The organism is Microcoleus sp. S13_B4 (genome assembly GCF_036700885.1).
GTDB lineage: Bacteria > Cyanobacteriota > Cyanobacteriia > Cyanobacteriales > Microcoleaceae > Microcoleus.
Genome location: NZ_JAUBPU010000001.1, coordinates 331,527 through 351,195, shown reverse-complemented (window position 1 = coordinate 351,195; position 19,669 = coordinate 331,527). Strand labels below are relative to the sequence as shown.

Genomic DNA, 19,669 nt, shown 5'->3' with positions numbered 1-19,669 from the left:
TTTAAATTGCATGGTCAAATAAATTTTCACTCTTGTGAGGTCGGCATCCTGCCCGCCCTCAAAATACAATTTAAATGCAGAACAGCTTAGTGATACATTCGCACATCCTTTTCCCTTCTTCCCTAATATTTTTAGTACCGAATTCGCGGGTCAATGTAAGCGTTCAAAATATCAATTACAATGCTGGCAATTACGACTATTCCTGCAAAAAATACCACAATACCTTGAACAGTTGGATAATCCCGCAAGCTAATCGCTTCGTAAAGGCGATTTGCCAACCCCGGCCAAGAAAAAGTAACCTCTGTTAAAATAGCACCGCCCAACAGTGCAGCAAAAGTCAATCCTAATACAGTAATCACTGGAATCAACGCATTTTTCAGAGCGTGAGCCCATAAAATCTGGAATTCGGGAATTCCGCGAGCTCTAGCTGCTTCGACATAATCGGCTTGCAAAGTTTGCTTGAGATTCACTCTGACAATCCGCTCGAAAATGCCGCTCAAAAGAATCCCCAACGTCAAACTCGGAAGTGCCAAATAATGCAAAGATGTGAGAAACTGACCAGGGTTAGCGCTCAGGAGACTGTCAATCGTGTATAGTCCTGTGTAGCCTTGGGGGGCGGGAAATGTGACGGGAAAGCGAGTTCCCAAAGGAAACCATCCCAACTGCACCGCGAAAATCAATTGCAAAACCATACCGGCCCAAAAAGCGGGCAGCGAGTAAGTGATAATGCCAAACAAACGGCCTGCAGCATCGAAAATAGTGTTGGGGCGGGATGCTGCCAGAGAACCGATACTGATGCCGACAATTAAAGCTATGGCCATGCTACAAACTGCTAATTCCACTGTAGCGGGGAAATAATCTCCGATAATTTGCCACACGGTTTGTCCGCGAGTGGTGATGGAGGTTCCCAAGTCGAAGCTCAACAAGTCTTTCATGTATTTGAGATATTGCTGCCACAAGGGTGCGTCGAGGCCGAGTTGAGTTCGCATTGCTTCTTTGGCGGCTGCGGGAGCTCGTGAGCCGAGAATGGCATCTATTGGGTCGCCCGGAGTGGCCCGCAACAATAAAAATACTGCTGTGGTGATTGTCCACAACATTAGCGGTGCGAGGAGTAAGCGGAGAAAAATATAAGATTGCAGGGCTTTGGAACGAGACATAATATTTGGGAATTGCCAATTGCGAAGTCATTAGTCATTAATCCGATGTTGAATACCAATTTTTTATGAGTCCCCGTAGAATCCGATCCCCCCTAGCCCCCCTTAATAAGGGGGGGACAAGATTCCGATCAAAGTCCCCCTTATGAAGGGAGATTTAGGGGGAGCGAGATATGTGCAACTTCACATTAAATTGGTAGAAGGCATCAGGCAGATGGAAGGTAGAAGCTGGAAGAAACAGATATTTTATATCTGCGACTTCCGTGCCGCGAATCAGGGGAATTGGGAATTGCAAATAGACAGTTGAGTTGATTTTTGCGAAAAAGTCGATCGACTTTTTCGCAATTGGCGATTTTCCTATTCGCCCAGCAGCGATTCAAAGGCGGCTTGCAAAGACTTGATATCGCCTACTCTGGCTACTAACAAGTTTTCGCTGCCGGCATCCTCCAGCCTGTGCTTCCAATACAGGATGCTATCGGAGTTGTTCATCCAGAAACTAATCACGGTGTCTACAACTCGATCGACATCCCAGCCGCGGTTAGGAGAAACTGTCTCTACGGATGCCACAAACGCATCAAGAGTACACTTCCAGTTTCCCAAGTATTCTACACCCGACGGCTCCTGTTGTTTCAGCAATTCCTGCTGCTGGTTAAAAAATGTTAAAGTTGGAGATACGCCCAGGATTTCAAATGTATAGTTCATGTCATCCTCCAGAAGTATTATTTTGCCAAAAGATCCATCGTCCAAAAAAGCCAAAAACGCTTTACTTTGCTGGCGTTGATGAAATGCAGGTGCTTCAATTATCCTCTTTGTAGTCGATGGCTTACGCCCCGCTACGCTACGGGATTTTGGCGGCTTATCTTATTAATAGCAAATTTTTCAACAAGGGATTGTCACCTAATTTACATTTGTCCTGGCACTGTAGAAAAAATTAAAATCAAATTTTTATTAAGCAGGTGTAAGGGGGGCTATCCGCACCGGGAGAAAGTGAGCCCATTTTAGATTAAAAATTTTAGATTAAAGAATTGAATAATTGGGAATGACTGATCACAACCAGGGTGGGGAACACGAGCCTAAAGTTGATTTTTTTTTACCGCTGTGACTTTTTGACTGCGAGTGTCCGATCGCGCTCGCCACATTCAGGCAAGTAGTGACATGATTAATATTACAAGTTTTTACAGTATCGGTGGAAACCTCAGCTCAGTTTTGAGTGGCCGATCACCGCACTTCACTCTTGCTGGGCGACTTGGTAACTTATATCTAGGGCATCTTTTAAACGACAAACGATAGGCAAACCCGGTAGGTGTCACAATATTGATGTTATTGAAAAGTCTGAGTAGTTGTGTGATGAAAAGCTCGCCCAAGATGTCACTGAGCCTAGTTTTATTGATACCGCTGGTGGTGCAAATCTCCGTAGCAGTCGGCGTGACTGGATGGCTGTCGTTTCGCAACGGCCAGAAAGCCGTCAATGACCTTGCTACGAGGTTAAGCTTGGAAGTTGCAGCGAGGACTAAAGAAAATTTCCGCAGTTTTGGGGATGTGTCTCACCTGTTCCTGCAAATGAATACTGCTGCGATCGCCTCTGGAAACTTAGACCCGGAAGACTTCCCCAACTTAGAGCGCTATTTTTGGAACCAGACCAAGCTGAGCGATCGAAATACAACCATCTACTACGGCGACGAACAGGGCAGATTCCTCTTGCTCAAGCGAGAAGCAGAACACTTAGTATACATCAGAGATGAATCAACCGCTCCCAACCGCCAAATTTATCGCCTAGATAGCCAAGGAAATCGCACTGAGCTAATCAAAACTGTCCCCTATGACCCCCGTACTAGACCTTGGTACAAAGCTGCCAAACAGTCAGGAAAAGCCACTTGGTCTCCCATCTACACCTTCGCAGCACCGCCAGTGCTGGGCATTACGCCGGTGATGCCCATCTACAGCCAAACGGGCAGCCTGCAGGGGGTATTGGCAATTGACCTGACTCTTTCTCAAATCAGCGATTTTCTTAAAAGCATCAAAATTAGCCCGTCAGGACAAGTTTTTGCGATCGAACGCAGCGGGAAAATAGTCGCCAGTTCCACAGACGAATTGCCCTTTGTCACCGACAAAGACGGACAAAAACGGCTGTTGGCGACACAAAGCAAAAATTTGCTAATTCGATCGGCCTCCACATACTTGCAAAAACGATTTGGGAGTTTTGAACAAATTAACAGCAAAGGACAGTTTACCTTCGAGATAGACGGCAAACGTCAATTTATTACTGTTGCTCCCCTGCAAGACGGCCGTGGCCTTGATTGGCTGATTGTAGTCGCAATCCCGGAAGCAGACTTTATGGAGCAAATTAACGCTAACACTCGCACAACTATCTTATTGTGCTTTTTTGCCTTCGTACTGGCGATCGCACTCGGAATTTTCACCTCTCGCTGGGTTGTCAAACCGATTACCCGATTGTTGCAAGCTTCCAAAGCTTTAACAAAAATGTCCGAATCATCCGACTTCACCTCCGCAGAATTAGACGGCGAAGTCGAAGTTCAAGGAGTCAAAGAACTCGGTCTCCTAGCTCAGTCTTTCAACCACATGGCAAGACAATTGCGATCGTCTTTTGTTGCCCTAGAACAAACCAACTCTAGTTTAGAACAGCGAGTAGCAGAGCGGACTGCCGAACTCGAAGCCGCAGAAGCAGAATTGCGGGCTTTGTTTGCAGCTATGAACGAATTAATTATAGTTGTGGACGCCAGCGGTCGCTATTTAAAAATCGCGCCTACCAATATTTCCCTGCTCTACAAACCAGCCGAACAATTAGTTGGCAAAACAGTCGGAGAGCTGTTTCCCCAAGCTACAGCCGACAATTTTCTCAACCACATCCGAACAGCTTTAGATACTCAGCAAACTGTCAGCATTGAGTACGATTTAATCATTGACGACCGGGAAGTTTGTTTTGCCACCAGCATTTCGCCACTTTCAGAAGAATCCGTGATTTGCGTAATCCGCGATATTACTGAACAGAAGCGAGCCGAATCGGTGCGACGCCAAAGGCAAAAACAATTGCTCAAACAAAATACGGTTTTGGTAGAATTAGCAAGAAATAAAGCACTTTATCGAGGCGATTTAAAAGTAGCTTTGAGGCAAATCACCGAAGCAGCCACTCATACCCTACAGACAGAAAAAGCTGGCGTGTGGCTGTATGATGAGAGTCGATCGACACTGCAATGTCTCGACCAATTTAGCCGCAGCAACCACCAATATTCCCAAGGTAAGGAACTCGCAGCAGCAGACTATCCAGCTTATTTTCAAGCTTTGGAAGAACACCGGACGATCGCAGCCGAGGACGCTCTATCAGATATTAGAACTAGAGAATTTGCCGCAACTTACTTTGCACCAATGGGTACTACATCAACCTTAGATGCGCCGGTGCGGCTGGGAGGACAAACAGTCGGAGTTATCTGTATCGAACAAGTGGGAACTACTCGCAACTGGACATTAGAAGAACAAAATTTTGCTGCTTCCCTGGCAGATTTGGTATCATTGGCGATCGAAGCCAGCGAGCGCGATCGTACACAAATCGCTTTGCGTCAAGCAGAACAAAAATATCGCAGCATCTTTGAAAATGCCGTCGAAGGGATTTTTCAAAGAACCCCCGAAGGCCACTTCTTGAGCGTAAATCCAGCTTTAGCCCGCATCTACGGCTACGCCACTCCCGAAGAATTGACATCCAATCTCACAAACATCAGACAGCAAGCTTACGTCAATCCTCAGCAGGGCGACAAGTTTATGCGAGTGATGGAAGAATTCGGAGAAATTTCGGGGTTTGAGTCAGAAGTTTACCGCGTTGACGGCAAGGTAATTTGGATTTCCGAAAGCGCGCGTGCAGTCTGCGACGCCGACGGCAAGGTACTCTACTATGAAGGCAGTGTCGAGGATATTAGCGATCGCAAAGTCTTTGAATCCGCCTTGCAACTCGCCCTAGAAGCAGCCGAAGCTGCTTCCACCGCAAAAAGCGCATTTTTGGCAAACATGAGCCACGAACTGCGAACACCACTGAATGCCATCATCGGCTACAGCGAAATGCTCCAAGAAGAAACCGAAGAGTTGGGCTACGATGAACTCATCCCAGATTTAGACAAAATCCGCACTTCCGGCAGACACTTGCTATCGCTAATTAACGACATTCTCGACATTTCTAAAATCGAAGCCGGCCGCATGGATCTTTACTTAGAAACCTTCGACATCGCCGCCTTGATTGAAGAAGTAGCATCTACCGCCGTGCCGCTAATAGAGAAAAATGGCAACACTCTCAACTTGCACCAAATTAGCAATATCGGCACTATGCACGGTGACATTACGAAAGTGCAGCAGATTTTATTAAATTTGCTGAGCAATGCTGCCAAATTCACTCAAAACGGTACAATTACCCTCACAGCCAGCCGAGAAAAAATTGCGGGCGACAGCAGCGAATCACAACAAGAAAACACTTCTGAACCGACAGCAGATTCTCAATCTTCAATTGCTAGTAAAGAATTTTTAGTTGTTAATTGTACAGATACAGGAATTGGGATGACTCCCGACCAGTTGCAGCACATTTTCCAACCCTTTACCCAAGCAGACGCTTCTACCACGCGCAAGTACGGCGGCACCGGTTTGGGACTGGCAATCAGCCAGCGTTTTTGCCTCATGATGGGCGGCAATATTTCAGTAAAAAGTCAGGAGGGTGTTGGTTCTACTTTTACCATCCGCTTACCTGTTAATCCGCCAAATTACGGTGCATAACGGTTACACCGGATCTGCCTGGAAACTAGAAAATATCTAACTTCCAATTATATCAAATCCGTTAGCATCGGAATAGTAAATTCGAGTTCACTGTTCACTGTCAACAGTCAACCGTCAACAGTCAACATCATTCCGGTGTAACCGGAAATGAGATTACCTTTGAATGCTTCTCGGATCGAGAGCATCCCGCAACCCATCCCCCAATAAATTAAACGCCAAAACAGTCAAAATAATCAGTATCGCCGGAGGCCAAACCAACCAAGGCTGCAACACTAAAATTGAAGCATTAGTAGACAGGGATAGTAAATTTCCCCAAGAAGGATCGGGTTGTTGAATTCCCAAGCCAATTAAACTCAAAACCGACTCCGCGACAATAAAACCCGGAACTGCCAAAGTAGCAGAAATAATTACATAAGTTGCAGTTTGTGGCAAAACGTGGCGGACAATAATATAAATTGGATTGGCACCCATTGCCCGCGCCGCTTGCACAAATTCTCGTTGTTTAATTGAGAGAACTTGGCCGCGAATCACCCGGGCTAAACTCGCCCAACTGATAAATGAAGTAATCAGCACAATCAATATAAATCGCTGAGCACTTGTCAATCCAGGGGGCAATACTGCTGCTAGCGCTACTAATAAATACAGACCGGGAATTGTCATTAATACTTCGGCGAAACGCATTAAAATACTGTCAATCCAACTGCCGAAATAACCCGATATGCCTCCGATCAACAATCCCAAGGGAAAAGAAATTGCTATTCCTACTAAACCGATGCTGAGGCTAATTCTGCTGCCCTGTACTAAACGACTGAATTGATCGCGAGCTTGTTCATCCGTGCCTAAAAGATTAATTTTGCCTTCTCCTGTAGTGCCAAACAGATGCCTGTCGAAAGGCAAAAATCCTAAAAATTTATAGGGGGAACCTTTGACAAATAAACCGAGAACAGAGGGTTTTTGCCAGTCTACAATTACCTCGCGAGCGCCCGTATTAGCATCCACTGGACCCTGAGTAGTCGGATAAACGTGGGGCCCTATAAATCGCCCGTCTTGGGTGGCTAAATAAATCTGAGTCGGTGGCAGCAATGAACCGTTTAATTGAGAGTCATAGGGGTCATAAGGTGCCACAAATTCGGCAAAAAGTGCGACTGTATAAAAAATTAACAGTAGCATGGCTCCCAACCGAGCTAGAGGATTTTTTCTAAGATTTTGCCACCAGTTCATAAGTTTTTAGGTTTGAGATTTTAAGTGGGTTAGTAATACAGACTAATGTTCTTAAAGTTCTTTGTAGAGACTTTAGTCTGTTCTTAATGGACTCAGCAGGCAAAAGTTAATTCCTAACTTATAAAAGTTTTCATAATTGAATTACTTAGCTACAAAAATTAGACTACTTTTGCTCATCGGCGACCAAGATTATTCTACTTTCATCTTCTGGTATTTTCCCCAATTCCTCGCCGCTAAAAGGATTGTAGAAAAACGAGCCTGTTTGGGGCGGCAATTTGGGATTGAGTACAACTTCTACTATACTTTTTACAACCCCAGTGAGCGGAATTGCTAGGATAACTCCCAACAATCCTCCCACTCTACCTCCTAAAAGCAAAGCTGTGAAAATAATTACCGGGCTCAATCCGGTGAGATTGCCCATAATTCGGGGAGCTACTAAATTATCCTTGATTTGCTGGAGACCGATCGCCACTACCAACACTTGCAGCGCCAGCCACCAATCAATAAAGGCTACAATTATACTAACAGTGCCAATTCCCAAAGTTGCTCCAATAAACGGAATTATTTCCGTCAATCCTATAAACACGGCAAACAACAGAAAAAACGGAACTTGCAGCCACCAAAAAGCCAGAGTTAGCGAGGTGGCCATAAATAGTCCCAGCAATAACTGTCCCGATACAAATCGCTGGAGGTTTCGCTGCAAAGTCTCTGTTAAAACATAGCGAATGTCTGGGGAAAAAATGCTGGTCAAACCCTGCCACACTCTTTGCCCGTCTAGGAGCATATAAAAGGAAATCACCACAATAAAAATCAAGTCCAAAAACCAGTTGACAGTACCGACAACTAAGCCTAAACTCGTACCTGCGATCGCCTGCACTTGCTCCTGTACTTTCGCTGATAACTGCTGCTCCAATATTTGCACGTTAAACGGCAAATTGCGCTCGGCACTCCATGCTTGAAATTCAGCTAGCTGCAGTCGCCCCGACTCCAGCAAATCCGGGAACCTCACCCCCAACTGTCTCGCTTGGCTGAACACGGGTGGCACAATAGTTAAACCGATTACTACTACTACCACACCTGCTGTTAAATAAACCAGCCCCGCGGCTACTCCCCGAGGCAAAAATACTTGGAGTCTGATTACTGCATAGTTTAATAAAAATGCAATGAGTCCCGCTGTTACTAAAATGCTGACCAGTTCCCCAACATAACTGACAGCAGTCAGGGTAAACCATCCCGTCACTAGCATTAGTAGCCAAGTAATTAGAAACTGTTGGACGGGAGAAAAGATGCTATTCATTGTGATTTTTTTTAAATAAAGTGGCACAATTTTCTCAGCAGATGTGCCGTATTATACAATAAACACATGAGAGTATAGGTTAGGAATAATCAGTTCAAGATTAGACTGACTTTTCTCAGCATTGATAGATAGGTGACGGCCAAGCCAGTTGGGGAGAGACAATGCTAGCCCGATCGACCCCACGATCGCAAATCACCCTAATATTCAGTATGCCCCAGAGGCCGATCAAATTAAATGTCGATCGTACAAACTCGGATCAATTCGCCATTGTAAGGTGAAAGGGCACCACACTCACCCAAAAGCGGCACGCGGGACTGCTGAGGCCATCCGCTAAAATGAATCAAATATAAAAACTGCAATCTTTCTTTACAATAAAAAAAACCAAAGGCTAATAGCGGGGAGAGGAACTACCCTGACTAATCAAGTTTTTTCAGAAGCAGAAGAAAAGCAACCCGTTCCCCCCGTGCAGAGCGGGCGCGACAGAAATTCAGCAGTGGATGTAACTGAAAGTGAAGTCTCAGAAAACTCTCGCTGGCAATTCTCCGCTGAGGAAGATGAACGAGAAGTTGCGCTGTAAGTTCCAGAAATGGAGGGGGAACAAGTTTGGGAACCAGAAGCAACTGAAGTTGGGCCCGGCAAACAAATCAGGTGACTGGCCTTGTTGGCGGGCGCAATATTCATTTTTTTGACTCACAGTCAACAGTCAACAGTCAACAGTCAACAGTCAACAGTCAACAATCATGGGATATCTGTTCGTAGCGGCAACCTCACGGTAAACGTTGCTCCTTGTCCCTCACCCGAACTTGTTGCACTAACCGTACCGCCGTGGAGTTCTACTAAATGACGGACGATCGAGAGTCCTAGCCCCAATCCACCGTCTCTGCGAGTGTAGCTACTATCCGCCTGACGGAAGCGATCGAACACATAGGGCAGAAAATCAGGGTGAATGCCTTTACCAGTATCGCTAATTTGGATTTGAGCCATGCCATCAATGCAGTCTAATGCGATGTCAATTTTGCCTCCGGCTGGGGTGAATTTAATCGCGTTTGAAAGTATATTCCACACTACCTGTTGTAAACGGTTTGGATCGCCCAATATGTTTAGTGTTAAAGGAGTTAGCCTGGATTCCCTTTGAAGATTTTTGGCTTCTGCTGCCAAACTAACCACCTCGATCGCATTTTTAACCAGTGGATTCAGCTCAATTTCAGAAGCAGTGAGCCGAAACTGACCTGTAGTAATCCGCGAAACGTCTAATATGTCATCGATGAGCTGGTTTTGTGCTTTGGCGGCGCGCTCGATCGTTTTTAGCGCTTCCTGTGTTTTAGCCTCGTCAAATTTTTTCAGGCGCAGTAACTGTGCCCAGCCAATCATCGCATTGAGCGGCGTCCGCAGTTCGTGAGAGAGGACGGACAAAAACTCATCTTTGATGCGGTTGGCGTCCTCAGCAGCCGCACGAGCCAATTGTTCTTTAATCCGAAGGCTGCGTTCTGTCTCAAACTGTTTTTGCTCGGTGATATCTTCGATCGCCAGCAGAATCATCTGTGTATCGCCTATCGGAGGCATTTTGCGGGCATTGAGCCGCATGACTTTATGCCCGATGTGCTCAAACTCATGCTCGACATCAAAATCGTGAAACTCGGTCTTTCCTCTCAGAATTTCTTCTAGGAGCGATCGCAACTTGGGAATATTCCACTGTCCGTTACCGAGATCGAAGATCGAGTGTTGCTCAGTGTGGATACGCATCACCTGAAACGTCTCGTAGAAAGAACGGTTGGCCGTGATCGCCTGTAGTTTTAGATCCAGCACTAGCAAAGGTTCCCGCACGGTTTCTACGATCGTTTCGGCGTAATTTTTCGCTTCCATCAACTGCTGGGCGGTGACTTTGAGATCGTTGATATCCACCAACATCACCACAGCTCCATCAATCTTGTGGTCGATCGTCCGATACGGTCGAATATGCAGATCGTACCAATGACCCTCTCGATCTTGAACCTCCTGAGCTTTCAAATTGAGAGTGCGGATCACTTCTACAATCATTGGCTCTAACTCCGGCATTATCAACTTGTGAGTGATGTCGCTCAAACAGCGCCCCACATCGCTAGAAATCAAGTTGAAGATGCTTTCGATTGCGGGAGTAAACCGGCGGATTCGCAGGTCGCCTCCCACCATCAGAATCGGAATATTGATGGTGCCCAGCAGATTCTGTAAATCGTTACTCACCTGAGTTGATTCAACATTGCGCCGCTGCAATTCGTCATTAATTGTGTTCAGTTCTTCATTGGTTGCCTGAATCTCTTCTTTTGCGGTTTCGAGTTCCTCATTTGTACTTTGCAACTCTTCGTTGTTCGACAAAATCTCCTCGTTGGCGGCTCTCAAATCTTGGTTGGCGGCTTGATGTTCTTGGATGATCGATTGCAGGTGGTCTTTTGTGATTTTGAGTTCTTCTTGCAGCCTCGCAATCTCCAAATTTTCACCCTCTAAAATATCGGAGTTGACTTTACCATTTTTTACAGCAGCAGGTATTACAGGGATCGGCGGCTCGTCTTGAAACAAAACTAAAAAATAGTTTTTTTCTACAGCGCCTGTTGGGAATGGAATCACATCAATTATCACGAGGCGGATGCGATCGTTTTCTTTAATTTTCAAGCCAGTACGTTTGACCGGCAACTGCTGCTGGGAGGCCTGTTCAATTGCAGTGCGGAGTTCGAGGCGCAATCCTTCTTTTGCCATTCTCAGCAAATTCAAGCTAGCCCTACCGGGAGACGGTTCTAGGTATTCACTCGTCTGTCCTCGAAATTGCAGAATCTCCTTGGCTGCGTTAATTACGACGCCGACAGGCGCATAGTGATTCAAAACAATGCGATCGGCCTGTTTCTCGATCTCTATTTCGTTTAAGGTTTCCGTTACCAGCGGTTGAGGGTTGAGGAGTGTAGCAGGATAGTTGCTCGCAGTTAAATCCATGCTGAGCCAATGCGACAGCAGTTTTTTAGTATAAATTTTGTTCTTTTTGTCTAATAGCCTAAACAATTCTGAAAAGTCACCAACCGTTTCCGAAGTGCCTAACAGCAAAAAGCCCGCAGGCTGAAGCCCATAGTGGAAAATTGGCAGCAGCTTTTTCTGCAAAGGCGGGCCGAGATAGATCAGCACGTTCCGACAGGTGATCAAATCCATCCGGGAAAACGGCGGATCGCCGATCAGGTTTTGTTTAGCAAAGATGCAGAGTTCGCGCACCGGCTGAGCGATTTGGTATCCGCCCTCGACTTGCACAAAGAACCGATGGAGGCGTTGGGGTGAAATATCTGCGACTTGGGCTGGCGTATAAAAGCCGCGGCGCGCCTGGGCGATCGCATTTTCGCTGATGTCTGTCGCATAAATCTGAACCGGCAGATTAATAGCTCGATCTGCTAAAAACTCTAACAAGCAGATGGCCATCGAGTAAGCTTCTTCACCGGTTGAACAGCCGGCCACCCAAATTCGGATCGGTATTTTCGACGATTTCTCTTTAACGATTTCGGGAAAAACCATGTTCCTTAAAGCCTCAAAGCTTTCGGGGTCACGGAAAAAGCTCGTGACATGAATGAAAACATCGTGATAAAGCGCCGTTACTTCTGTCGGGGTGTTTTGGAGATATTCGGCATAATCCTCGAACCGTTCCAGCTTGTACAGGAACATCCGTCGATCCATCCGTCGCTTCAAGGTTGTTTGTTTGTAGTGAGTAAAATCAACTCCTGTAGCGGCGCGCAGCAACCTATAGATGGTGGCGATCGCATCTTTACTTTCGATCGCATCTTCTTTGGTAGTCGATTCTGTCGCAGGCTGAGCAACAATGTAGGGATGACGGCTGATCTCTGCTATTTTCTGGCCAATTTTTTCCGGTGTCAAGATAAAGTCTACCTGACCCGTAGCCACGGCAGTGTTCGGCATACTGCTGACTTGTGCCGAATCTTCACATTGGGCAAAAGTAATACCGCCCGCGGCCTTAATCGCTTTTAACCCTTGGGCACCATCGCCGTCGCCCCCGGACAAAACGACGCCGATGGCTTGGTTCCCGCGTTCTGCGGCGAGGGAAACCAGAAAAGTATCGACGGACATAAACACGCCGTGTGTTCTGCCGCGAGGCGTTAGCTTCAGCACCGCTCGATCGATGGTCATGCTGACATTCGGGGGGATGACGTAGACCTGATCCGGTGCTACGGGCATCCCATCTGTTACCTCATGCACGGGCATCTGGGTCGAGCGAGCCAGAATCTCAGCCAACGCACTTTCCTGAGTCGGCAACATATGCTGAATTATTACAAATGCCATGCCCGTATCGATCGGCAAATGGCTGAGTAATTGGTTAAAGGCTTCCAATCCACCCGCTGAGGCTCCTATTCCGACTACAGGAAATAAGTCGTTTTGATTATTCTGCTGCTTTTGCTCAGCTTTCATACCAGCTTTAGGTTGATATTTCTGCAAATTATTTTTTTTCGTCATTTTTTATACCCTGTTTTCGATCTTTTTAACTAAGTATTATAGACAGTAGTTTTTTATTTTTATTATATATCCTAGAATTTCCTAATATCAAAGATTAGTCATCTACCTGGGGATATATTGAGGCGCAGTCTGCTCCTGCGGTCGAGCGATTTTCCAATTATTATTATTATTATTATTATTGAGAGCTATACTGCCTGCATCAAGGGGGACAATCGTGAGGGGGGAATCCCTCAGAAATTCTACTAATTTTACTCGGGAAATTTTATCAGGAGTAAATTTGCCACTTTCTGCGATCGTAGCAATTCTATGAATGTTTGCGATCGAGTGGAGTTTTCTAAATGCCCCAATTCATCAATACACTTCCAACCGGAATCTTTTCCGCCATTCTCAAGCAATGGGGATCGGGAAAAGCTGCGGGGAAAGAAAACAGTACAATTAATTAGATAAACCTCAAAAAACCCAACATCCTAGACAACCGCAATTAATCTCGTTTTTAGGAAGGTTGTGGGGATAGCAAATTCCCTAGCGCCCCATTTATTTAAACTATATCTGGATCATTTTATCACTGCTTGCTCACTGCTTGCTGGGGCATTTTTACCTTTTGAGTCATTTCCAGAGTATCGTCGATTAGCAGTTGCCAATATTGCTTGAACTCAGCAATTAATTCCTGAACTTCTTCTGGTGTTGAAGTTTGAGGCTGTTAATTTGCAGGCACAATCTAATAGCTGAATTTTTTTTAATTTTCCCAAAATCCGGCACTCCTTGCTAATATTTTAAAGGAAAGTCACAAAATATGTTTGAGTTGGCTGAGGGAAATTAGTAAAATCCCAGCAGCGCTGCAAAGTTCGGATTTTCAAGACTGGCTGCCGGAGGTAAGGACCCTGAGAAAGGGCGATTCTGCGGTGGCGCTACCGATGTTGCTGAGGAAAGTGAACGATGGGGAGTTTATGGTGCGATCGTTCGTGGCGATGGCATGGCGGCATAGTCAAACTGCGGACTCAATGGCTGCGCGGTTAAAAATGATGCTGTTCGATCGCGCGATCGGATCGCGCGTCCGATCGCGCGATCCGATCGCGCGATCCCAAGCCGCTAACTCTTGGTCAATGTTCGGAACCGAGGCGATCGCTCATTTAGTGGCAGCTTTTCGTCGCGATGACAATGGGCTTGTCCCCCACAGTATCATAGCTCGGCTGTGCGATCGTCGGCTGTCGCCCAAAATTGGTTGTCAAAATGCTATACTCAAAATCAGAAAATAGTTGTACAATGTTTTTCTAGTCGTTTTTTACCGATCGGCCTCCACAGTGAAAGAAGGTCAAAGCAAGTAAAAAACCCTAAGCGCGGGCGTAATTCAGTGGTAGAATGTCAGCTTCCCATGCTGAACGTCGTGGGTTCGAGTCCCACCGTCCGCTTTGACTGAATTTTCATATAATTATGAAAATTAATTAGTGCTATAAATTCAATCTATGGCTTCTTTCTTAACCGCTGCTTTATATAAGTTCGTTGAACTACCGGATTTTGCTGAGCTGAAAGCACCGCTACTCGATTGTTGCAACAACAACAACGTCAAGGGCACTATCTTGCTGGCCCAAGAAGGCATCAATGGCACGATTGCCGGCCCGTCCGAGGGCGTACACGCAGTGCTGGCATTCTTGCGTAGTGACCCGCGTTTTGCAGATCTCGTGCACAAGGAATCTTTATCGGAAAAAGCACCTTTTTACCGCCTGAAAATACGCTTGAAGCGCGAAATCGTCACGATGGGAGTACCGGACATTAATCCCCGCCTCATGGCTGGCAAATATGTTAAACCGGAGGAGTGGAATAAGCTGCTTGACGATCCCGATGTTGTCGTGGTTGATGTGCGTAACGACTTCGAGGTATCTATGGGTACTTTTGAAGGTGCTATTAATCCAAAAACAAAAAGCTTTTCTGAGTTACCTGAATGGGCGCTGCGGGAAACTGCTTTACGCAATAAACCCAAGGTGGCAATGTTTTGCACGGGTGGTATTCGCTGCGAGAAATCTACTGCTTTTTTGCGTACTCAAGGTTTTGAGGAAGTCTATCATCTCGAAGGCGGAATTTTAAAATATTTGGAAACGGTGCCGGAAGCAGAAAGTCGTTGGGAAGGTGAATGTTTTGTGTTTGATGAACGGGTTTCTGTTGGTCAGGGGTTAAAGCCTGGAAACTATGAACTTTGTCGCGGTTGTCGTCACCCGATTAGTCAGGAAGATAAGGCTTCTGAATTATTTGTACTGGGTGTGAGTTGTCCTCATTGTCATGACTCCAAAACTGAAACCAAAAAACAAGCCTTATCTGAACGTCAACGTCAGATTGAGCTTGCTAAGCGTCGCAACCAAGTACATATAGGCGCGCGCTACGATGCGAAGGAAAAAGTAGATGGTGCGATCGACTAATATTATTAGTCACTAAGCTTAAAGAAACCCCGTTTCTACGAAAAATCTTGTTTAGCGACAAGGAATCTACGAAGGAACGGGGTTTCTGACCCGAAAAACCCGATCGCGCGATCGACTAATTATATGTCAGTAACATACCCGATTTTGTATTCCTTTCGCCGCTGTCCCTATGCTATGCGCGCGCGCTTGGCCTTAATGGTTAGCAATCGGGTGTGTGAGTTACGGGAAGTTGTTTTGCGAGACAAACCACAAGAGATGTTGGAAGTATCTGCCAAAGGTACAGTACCAATATTAATTGATGTTGACGGGCGCGTACTGGATCAAAGTATCGATATCATGTTGTGGGCATTGAGACAGCATGATCCTGAAAAATGGTTGATGCCACAGCAAGGTTCTGTTACAGAAATGCTGGAACTAATCGCTCTATTTGATGATAAGTTTAAATATCATCTTGACCGTTATAAGTACCCCGATCGTTATCCCGGTGTTGATGCCCAAGTACATCGTTATGAGGGTTCTTTGTTCCTGGAAAAACTCAACTCACAGTTAAGCGCTACTAAATATTTATTTGGTAACAATGTAGCATTGGCTGATATGGCGATCGCACCTTTTGTTCGTCAATTCGCTCATACAGATCCAGCTTGGTTCAACGAACAGCCTTGGCGACAGCTACAAGCTTGGTTAGCAGGGTTTACAGACTCAGAAATTTACGCTAGTGTTATGCAGAAATACGCGAAATGGGAATCGGGGAATGCAGGCGTTGTTTTTGGGCGATCGTAATTGTCCGCAATCAAGAGACAAGATTGCTTTCATTCGCTCTCACTTCTTAAAATTATCTGCGTTTATCTGTGTTAATCTGCCTGAGATCTGCGGTTGACGTATCAATCAAAGATTTATGTAAGAAGTCTAAGATGCAATGTTATTCTAGTCGCTCAGGCGTTACTGTAATCTAGTAAGTATTGTCAGGTTGTAATTATGATTGATGTTGGTTCGTTAGTGCGATCGCCCCGAAACGATTTGGGAGTCGGAAAAGTTGTCGAGGTATCGCGTACAGATGCCGTAGTTGAATATTTTTCCTCAGTTAAAAACCGCATCCGCAAAACCATGCCCTTAAGTCTACTGCAAGAAGCTAGACTTCAGCGCCAAACCCGCTGCTACCTCTGGAGTAAAACTCAGGAAAGATGGATAATCGGCCGAGTTTATGACTGGGATGAAGATAAATTAGAGTACGAAATTGACCTCCCCGACAGCCAAAGTTTGCAAGCTGTCGAAAGCGAACTTTACGTTCGCTGCAATATCCCGATCGCCGATCCGATCGACATTTTAGCAGTCAAAGGTCAAGAAACGCCGTATTTTCATGATCGCCGATTGGCATTTGTTCAATCTGCGATCGAACAGCGGGCCGTCAGCCGCGGCATGACGGGTTTAATTTCTGCTAACATAGACCTCTATCCGCACCAAGTTGAAGTCGTCCGGCGCGTCCTAGAAGACCCAATCGTGCGCTATTTATTGGCAGACGAACCAGGACTGGGAAAAACAGTCGAAGCCGGGACAATTCTCCGCCAATTTCTACTCGATGAACCCAACGGACGTGCTGTGGTGCTGGTTCCCAAATACCTGCTCGAACAGTGGCGCCAAGAGTTAGAAAATAAATTCTATTTGTCTCATTTTGCTGACAGAGTGCAGCTTGTTTCTGTTAGCGAAATCAATCAAATTAGCCGCAATGCCAACCTGGATTTTCTGATTGTGGATGAAGCGCATGATGTGGCGGCCATGGCCAATTCGAGCGATCGCGCTCAGCAGCAGTCCTTTGAACTCTGTCAGAAACTAGCTCAAAAAAGCAAAAATGTATTGTTATTATCTGCAACGCCAGTTCTCGGCCGCGAGCAAGATTTTCTAACGATGCTGCACTTGCTAGATCCCACAACTTACCGTCTTGATGACCTGGAAAGCTTCAAAGAACAGGTTCAAAACCGTCAAGAAATCGGTCGCGGTTTGCTAGATTTCCGAGAAAATGCCGAGCCTGGTGTTTTGCAAACAAAACTCGCTCAACTCCGCACTCTTTTTGCCAAAGATGATTATTTAATCGGATTAGCAACAGAGTTAGAAAGTTGTTTGAAAACTGAAGAAACCGCAGAACAGGCTCGGCTTGTCCGAACTATTCGCACTCACGTTAGCGATACCTACCGCTTGCATCGTCGCATCCTTCGCAACCGCCGCGATGCGGTGGAAGATGTGATTTTCGATCGAGATGCTGTACCCAAAACTGAGTACGATCTGAATGATGAACAGTGGTCGGAAATACAAACCATACTCGATAAATGGCGCACAGCCGCTCCCAAGTCGAGCGAATATCAGAGAATTTTTCTGCTGTTTTTCCGCGCTTCTGGTACTTGGCTGAATGTTTTAGAACGGGTTGTCAAAGCTCGTTTGCAGAAAAAATCGACTCCAGAACTCGATCGCGAATTTGGACAAAATGACACGGCAATTTTGACCAAAACGGAGCTGTTTCCCGAAGAAAGGGAAATGCTGGAAACCTTGCTCAACACCCTGGAAAAGCCCCAGGAAGGACTCGATCGACTGAGTTTGTTACGAATTGCCATTCTGCGATTTCTGGCAGTGGCTTTGAAGGTTCCGCGCGAGTATCACAGCAATCCTCGCGATTTGCTGTCGAGAATTCAACAGCAAATTAAACGGCCGATTCCAGGCGAGCGTTTCCCGAAAATTGTGATTTTTACCAGTTTTACAGCAACTTGTAAAGAAATTGCGGAAAATTTAGCTAAAATCTTTGGTAAAAAGGCGATCGCTAGTCATGAAACAGGAAAATCTGCTGATGATGTTGAGGCTAGTCTCAACCGATTTAAGACTGAGCCGCATTGTTTTATCTTAGTGTGCGATCGATCGGCGGAAGTAGGGGTAAATCTGCAATTGACAGATTGGTTAATTCACTTCGATTTGCCGTGGTTTCCCAACCAGTTAGAACAAAGACTCGGCAGAGTCGATCGCATTGGTAGCAAAATGGGAGTCCAATTTTGTTTGTTTGCAGGCCCGGATTTGGCAGAGAGTCCCCACGAAGCTTGGTTTCAAGTTTTAAAAGATGGGTTTGATATCTTCAACAAATCTATTGCCAGCCTTCAGTTTTATGCTGAGGAAAAAGTTGTTAAACTTGAAGAAAAGTTGTTTGCTGAGGGAGGCAAGGGCTTATCCAGCGAAATTGAAGCGATAAAAACTGAAATGGAACAAGAGAAAATCAAAATAGACGAACAGTACGTTCTCGATGAAATTGATACTCTTGAGGACAGCGCATCTCAGTATTTTGAATCTCTCGACAACTGCGATGCTAAGCATAAAGAAATGCAGCGGGCTACTGAAGGTTGGTTGTGTCAAGCTCTTCACTTCAAACAAATCGAACATCCGAGTATCTCGGGGTTGATGCGCTATAAACCTACTCAAAAAACGTTAATTCCCTCGAACGATTTGATGACCAGATTGGTTCCTTATTGTCAGCAATATGGCAGTTACAATCGCCGCATTGCTTATCAGAATGCGGATGTAGCTCTTTACCGAATTGGTGAGGGATTGATAGATGCACTTGGCTCTTATATTCGCTGGGACGATCGCGGTCAAGCTTTTGCCATGTGGCGGCATGATGAAAGTTGGGATGCTGGGGAAGGGATGGAGTGGTTCGGCTTTCAGTTTAATTATTCAATCCAGACTGATGTGCAGCCTGCTGACAAAGTTTTGCAGGCACAAAACATCGAAAATTACAATTTGAAAGCTTTGCAGCGACGCGCTGATGCTCTGTTTCTGCCAACTTTTGAAACTGTGTTTGTAGATGCTCGCAGCGAAGAAATGTCACTGGTGGAAGATGCGGAACTTCTGGCAATTTTGCAGCGGGCTTATAAGGGGAAAGGCGGGCCGAATCGGGATTACAATTTGTCGAAAAATCGCACTTCGCTGATTGACAGTTTTGTCGATCCCCTAGAATGGGATGATTTTTGTCAAAAGGGGCGGGTGATATCCGAGGAATTGCTGCGCGGGCGATCGGCTTTTGTGGAAATGTGCGATCGATCTGCTGTCAGTGCAGCAATCCAACTCGAAAACCGGGTGAATCAATTGCAGTTGCGCTTGAATCGACTTTCTAAATCGGAACAAGCTTTAGCATCGGTTTTAGCGGATGAAATCAGTACAGAAAGTATGTTGAGTGAAGCGGTTTTAGCGGGAATTCGCCGCCCGCACATGACTCTTGAGTCTGTGGGATTCATTGTGATTTCTGGGCGTCCTCCTGTAAAGTCGGAGGATGAAGGATAATTTGTTTGGGAGGGCGATCGCTCTTTTTG

The 19,669-nt window shown here is 45.8% G+C and carries 11 protein-coding genes and 1 tRNA gene; 7 read left to right on the top strand and 5 right to left on the bottom strand.

Translation table 11 applies throughout. The features are described from left to right. Nucleotides 1-131 precede the first annotated feature (131 nt). Nucleotides 132-1,157 carry an ABC transporter permease gene (locus QT994_RS01405; protein WP_333046649.1) on the bottom strand — a complete coding sequence of 342 codons (1,026 nt, stop codon included), beginning with the start codon at nucleotides 1,155-1,157 and terminating at the stop codon, nucleotides 132-134. 142 nt (nucleotides 1,158-1,299) lie between these two features. On the opposite strand from QT994_RS01405, the gene QT994_RS01400 reads away from it, so the two are divergent. After that, entirely contained in the window at nucleotides 1,300-1,461 is a 162-nt protein-coding gene (locus QT994_RS01400; protein ID WP_333171115.1) for a hypothetical protein, read from the top strand. Between the two features lie 50 nt (nucleotides 1,462-1,511). On the opposite strand, the gene QT994_RS01395 is transcribed toward QT994_RS01400, so the two are convergent. After that, the gene (locus tag QT994_RS01395) at nucleotides 1,512-1,856 is read right to left on the bottom strand and encodes a hypothetical protein (RefSeq protein WP_333046648.1); all 345 of its coding nucleotides are present in this window, start codon (nucleotides 1,854-1,856) and stop codon (nucleotides 1,512-1,514) included. Between the two features lie 663 nt (nucleotides 1,857-2,519). Between QT994_RS01395 and QT994_RS01390 the strand changes: the two genes are divergently transcribed. Then, nucleotides 2,520-5,924 carry a PAS domain S-box protein gene (locus tag QT994_RS01390; RefSeq protein ID WP_445243855.1) on the top strand — a complete coding sequence of 1,135 codons (3,405 nt, stop codon included), beginning with the start codon at nucleotides 2,520-2,522 and terminating at the stop codon, nucleotides 5,922-5,924. A 153-nt stretch (nucleotides 5,925-6,077) separates the two neighbouring features. Here the strand turns inward: QT994_RS01390 and QT994_RS01385 are convergent, their stop codons facing one another. The 3 genes from QT994_RS01385 to QT994_RS01375 form a co-directional block, all read right to left on the bottom strand. Beyond that, nucleotides 6,078-7,145, bottom strand: coding sequence for an ABC transporter permease (locus QT994_RS01385; protein WP_333171110.1), 1,068 nt, complete (start codon nucleotides 7,143-7,145; stop codon nucleotides 6,078-6,080). Between the two features lie 163 nt (nucleotides 7,146-7,308). Then, a complete protein-coding gene (locus QT994_RS01380) occupies nucleotides 7,309-8,442 on the bottom strand; it encodes an AI-2E family transporter (protein ID WP_333171108.1) in 1,134 nt (377 codons plus the stop codon). Nucleotides 8,443-9,180: 738 nt separating this feature from the next. Then, nucleotides 9,181-12,918 carry a chemotaxis protein CheB gene (locus QT994_RS01375; RefSeq protein ID WP_333171106.1) on the bottom strand — a complete coding sequence of 1,246 codons (3,738 nt, stop codon included), beginning with the start codon at nucleotides 12,916-12,918 and terminating at the stop codon, nucleotides 9,181-9,183. A 797-nt stretch (nucleotides 12,919-13,715) separates the two neighbouring features. Here QT994_RS01375 and QT994_RS01370 point away from each other — a divergent pair. From QT994_RS01370 to dpdE, 5 genes are all read left to right on the top strand, one after another. Then, on the top strand, nucleotides 13,716-14,174 hold the full coding sequence (locus tag QT994_RS01370) for a hypothetical protein (protein ID WP_333171103.1): 459 nt from the start codon (nucleotides 13,716-13,718) through the stop codon (nucleotides 14,172-14,174). Between the two features lie 81 nt (nucleotides 14,175-14,255). Next, nucleotides 14,256-14,327: transfer RNA gene (locus QT994_RS01365), tRNA-Gly, on the top strand. Between the two features lie 54 nt (nucleotides 14,328-14,381). Beyond that, nucleotides 14,382-15,329 carry an oxygen-dependent tRNA uridine(34) hydroxylase TrhO gene (gene trhO, locus QT994_RS01360; protein WP_333171101.1) on the top strand — a complete coding sequence of 316 codons (948 nt, stop codon included), beginning with the start codon at nucleotides 14,382-14,384 and terminating at the stop codon, nucleotides 15,327-15,329. Between the two features lie 123 nt (nucleotides 15,330-15,452). After that, nucleotides 15,453-16,109 carry a glutathione S-transferase gene (locus QT994_RS01355; RefSeq protein ID WP_333171099.1) on the top strand — a complete coding sequence of 219 codons (657 nt, stop codon included), beginning with the start codon at nucleotides 15,453-15,455 and terminating at the stop codon, nucleotides 16,107-16,109. Nucleotides 16,110-16,304: 195 nt separating this feature from the next. Continuing rightward, nucleotides 16,305-19,640: a protein DpdE gene (dpdE, locus tag QT994_RS01350; RefSeq protein ID WP_333171097.1), complete on the top strand. Its 3,336-nt coding sequence runs from the start codon at nucleotides 16,305-16,307 to the stop codon at nucleotides 19,638-19,640. Nucleotides 19,641-19,669 lie beyond the last annotated feature (29 nt).

Bases quoted from the DNA above. Each gene is read 5' to 3' on its own strand.
- QT994_RS01395 (WP_333046648.1), bottom strand. From the start codon at position 1,856: ATGAACTATACATTTGAAATCCTGGGCGTATCTCCAACTTTAACATTT.
- QT994_RS01385 (WP_333171110.1), bottom strand. From the start codon at position 7,145: ATGAACTGGTGGCAAAATCTTAGAAAAAATCCTCTAGCTCGGTTGGGA.
- QT994_RS01375 (WP_333171106.1), bottom strand. From the start codon at position 12,918: ATGACGAAAAAAAATAATTTGCAGAAATATCAACCTAAAGCTGGTATG.
- QT994_RS01400 (WP_333171115.1), top strand. From the start codon at position 1,300: ATGAAGGGAGATTTAGGGGGAGCGAGATATGTGCAACTTCACATTAAA.
- QT994_RS01355 (WP_333171099.1), top strand. From the start codon at position 15,453: ATGTCAGTAACATACCCGATTTTGTATTCCTTTCGCCGCTGTCCCTAT.
- QT994_RS01380 (WP_333171108.1), bottom strand. From the start codon at position 8,442: ATGAATAGCATCTTTTCTCCCGTCCAACAGTTTCTAATTACTTGGCTA.
- QT994_RS01405 (WP_333046649.1), bottom strand. From the start codon at position 1,157: ATGTCTCGTTCCAAAGCCCTGCAATCTTATATTTTTCTCCGCTTACTC.
- trhO (WP_333171101.1), top strand. From the start codon at position 14,382: ATGGCTTCTTTCTTAACCGCTGCTTTATATAAGTTCGTTGAACTACCG.
- QT994_RS01390 (WP_445243855.1), top strand. From the start codon at position 2,520: ATGTCACTGAGCCTAGTTTTATTGATACCGCTGGTGGTGCAAATCTCC.
- dpdE (WP_333171097.1), top strand. From the start codon at position 16,305: ATGATTGATGTTGGTTCGTTAGTGCGATCGCCCCGAAACGATTTGGGA.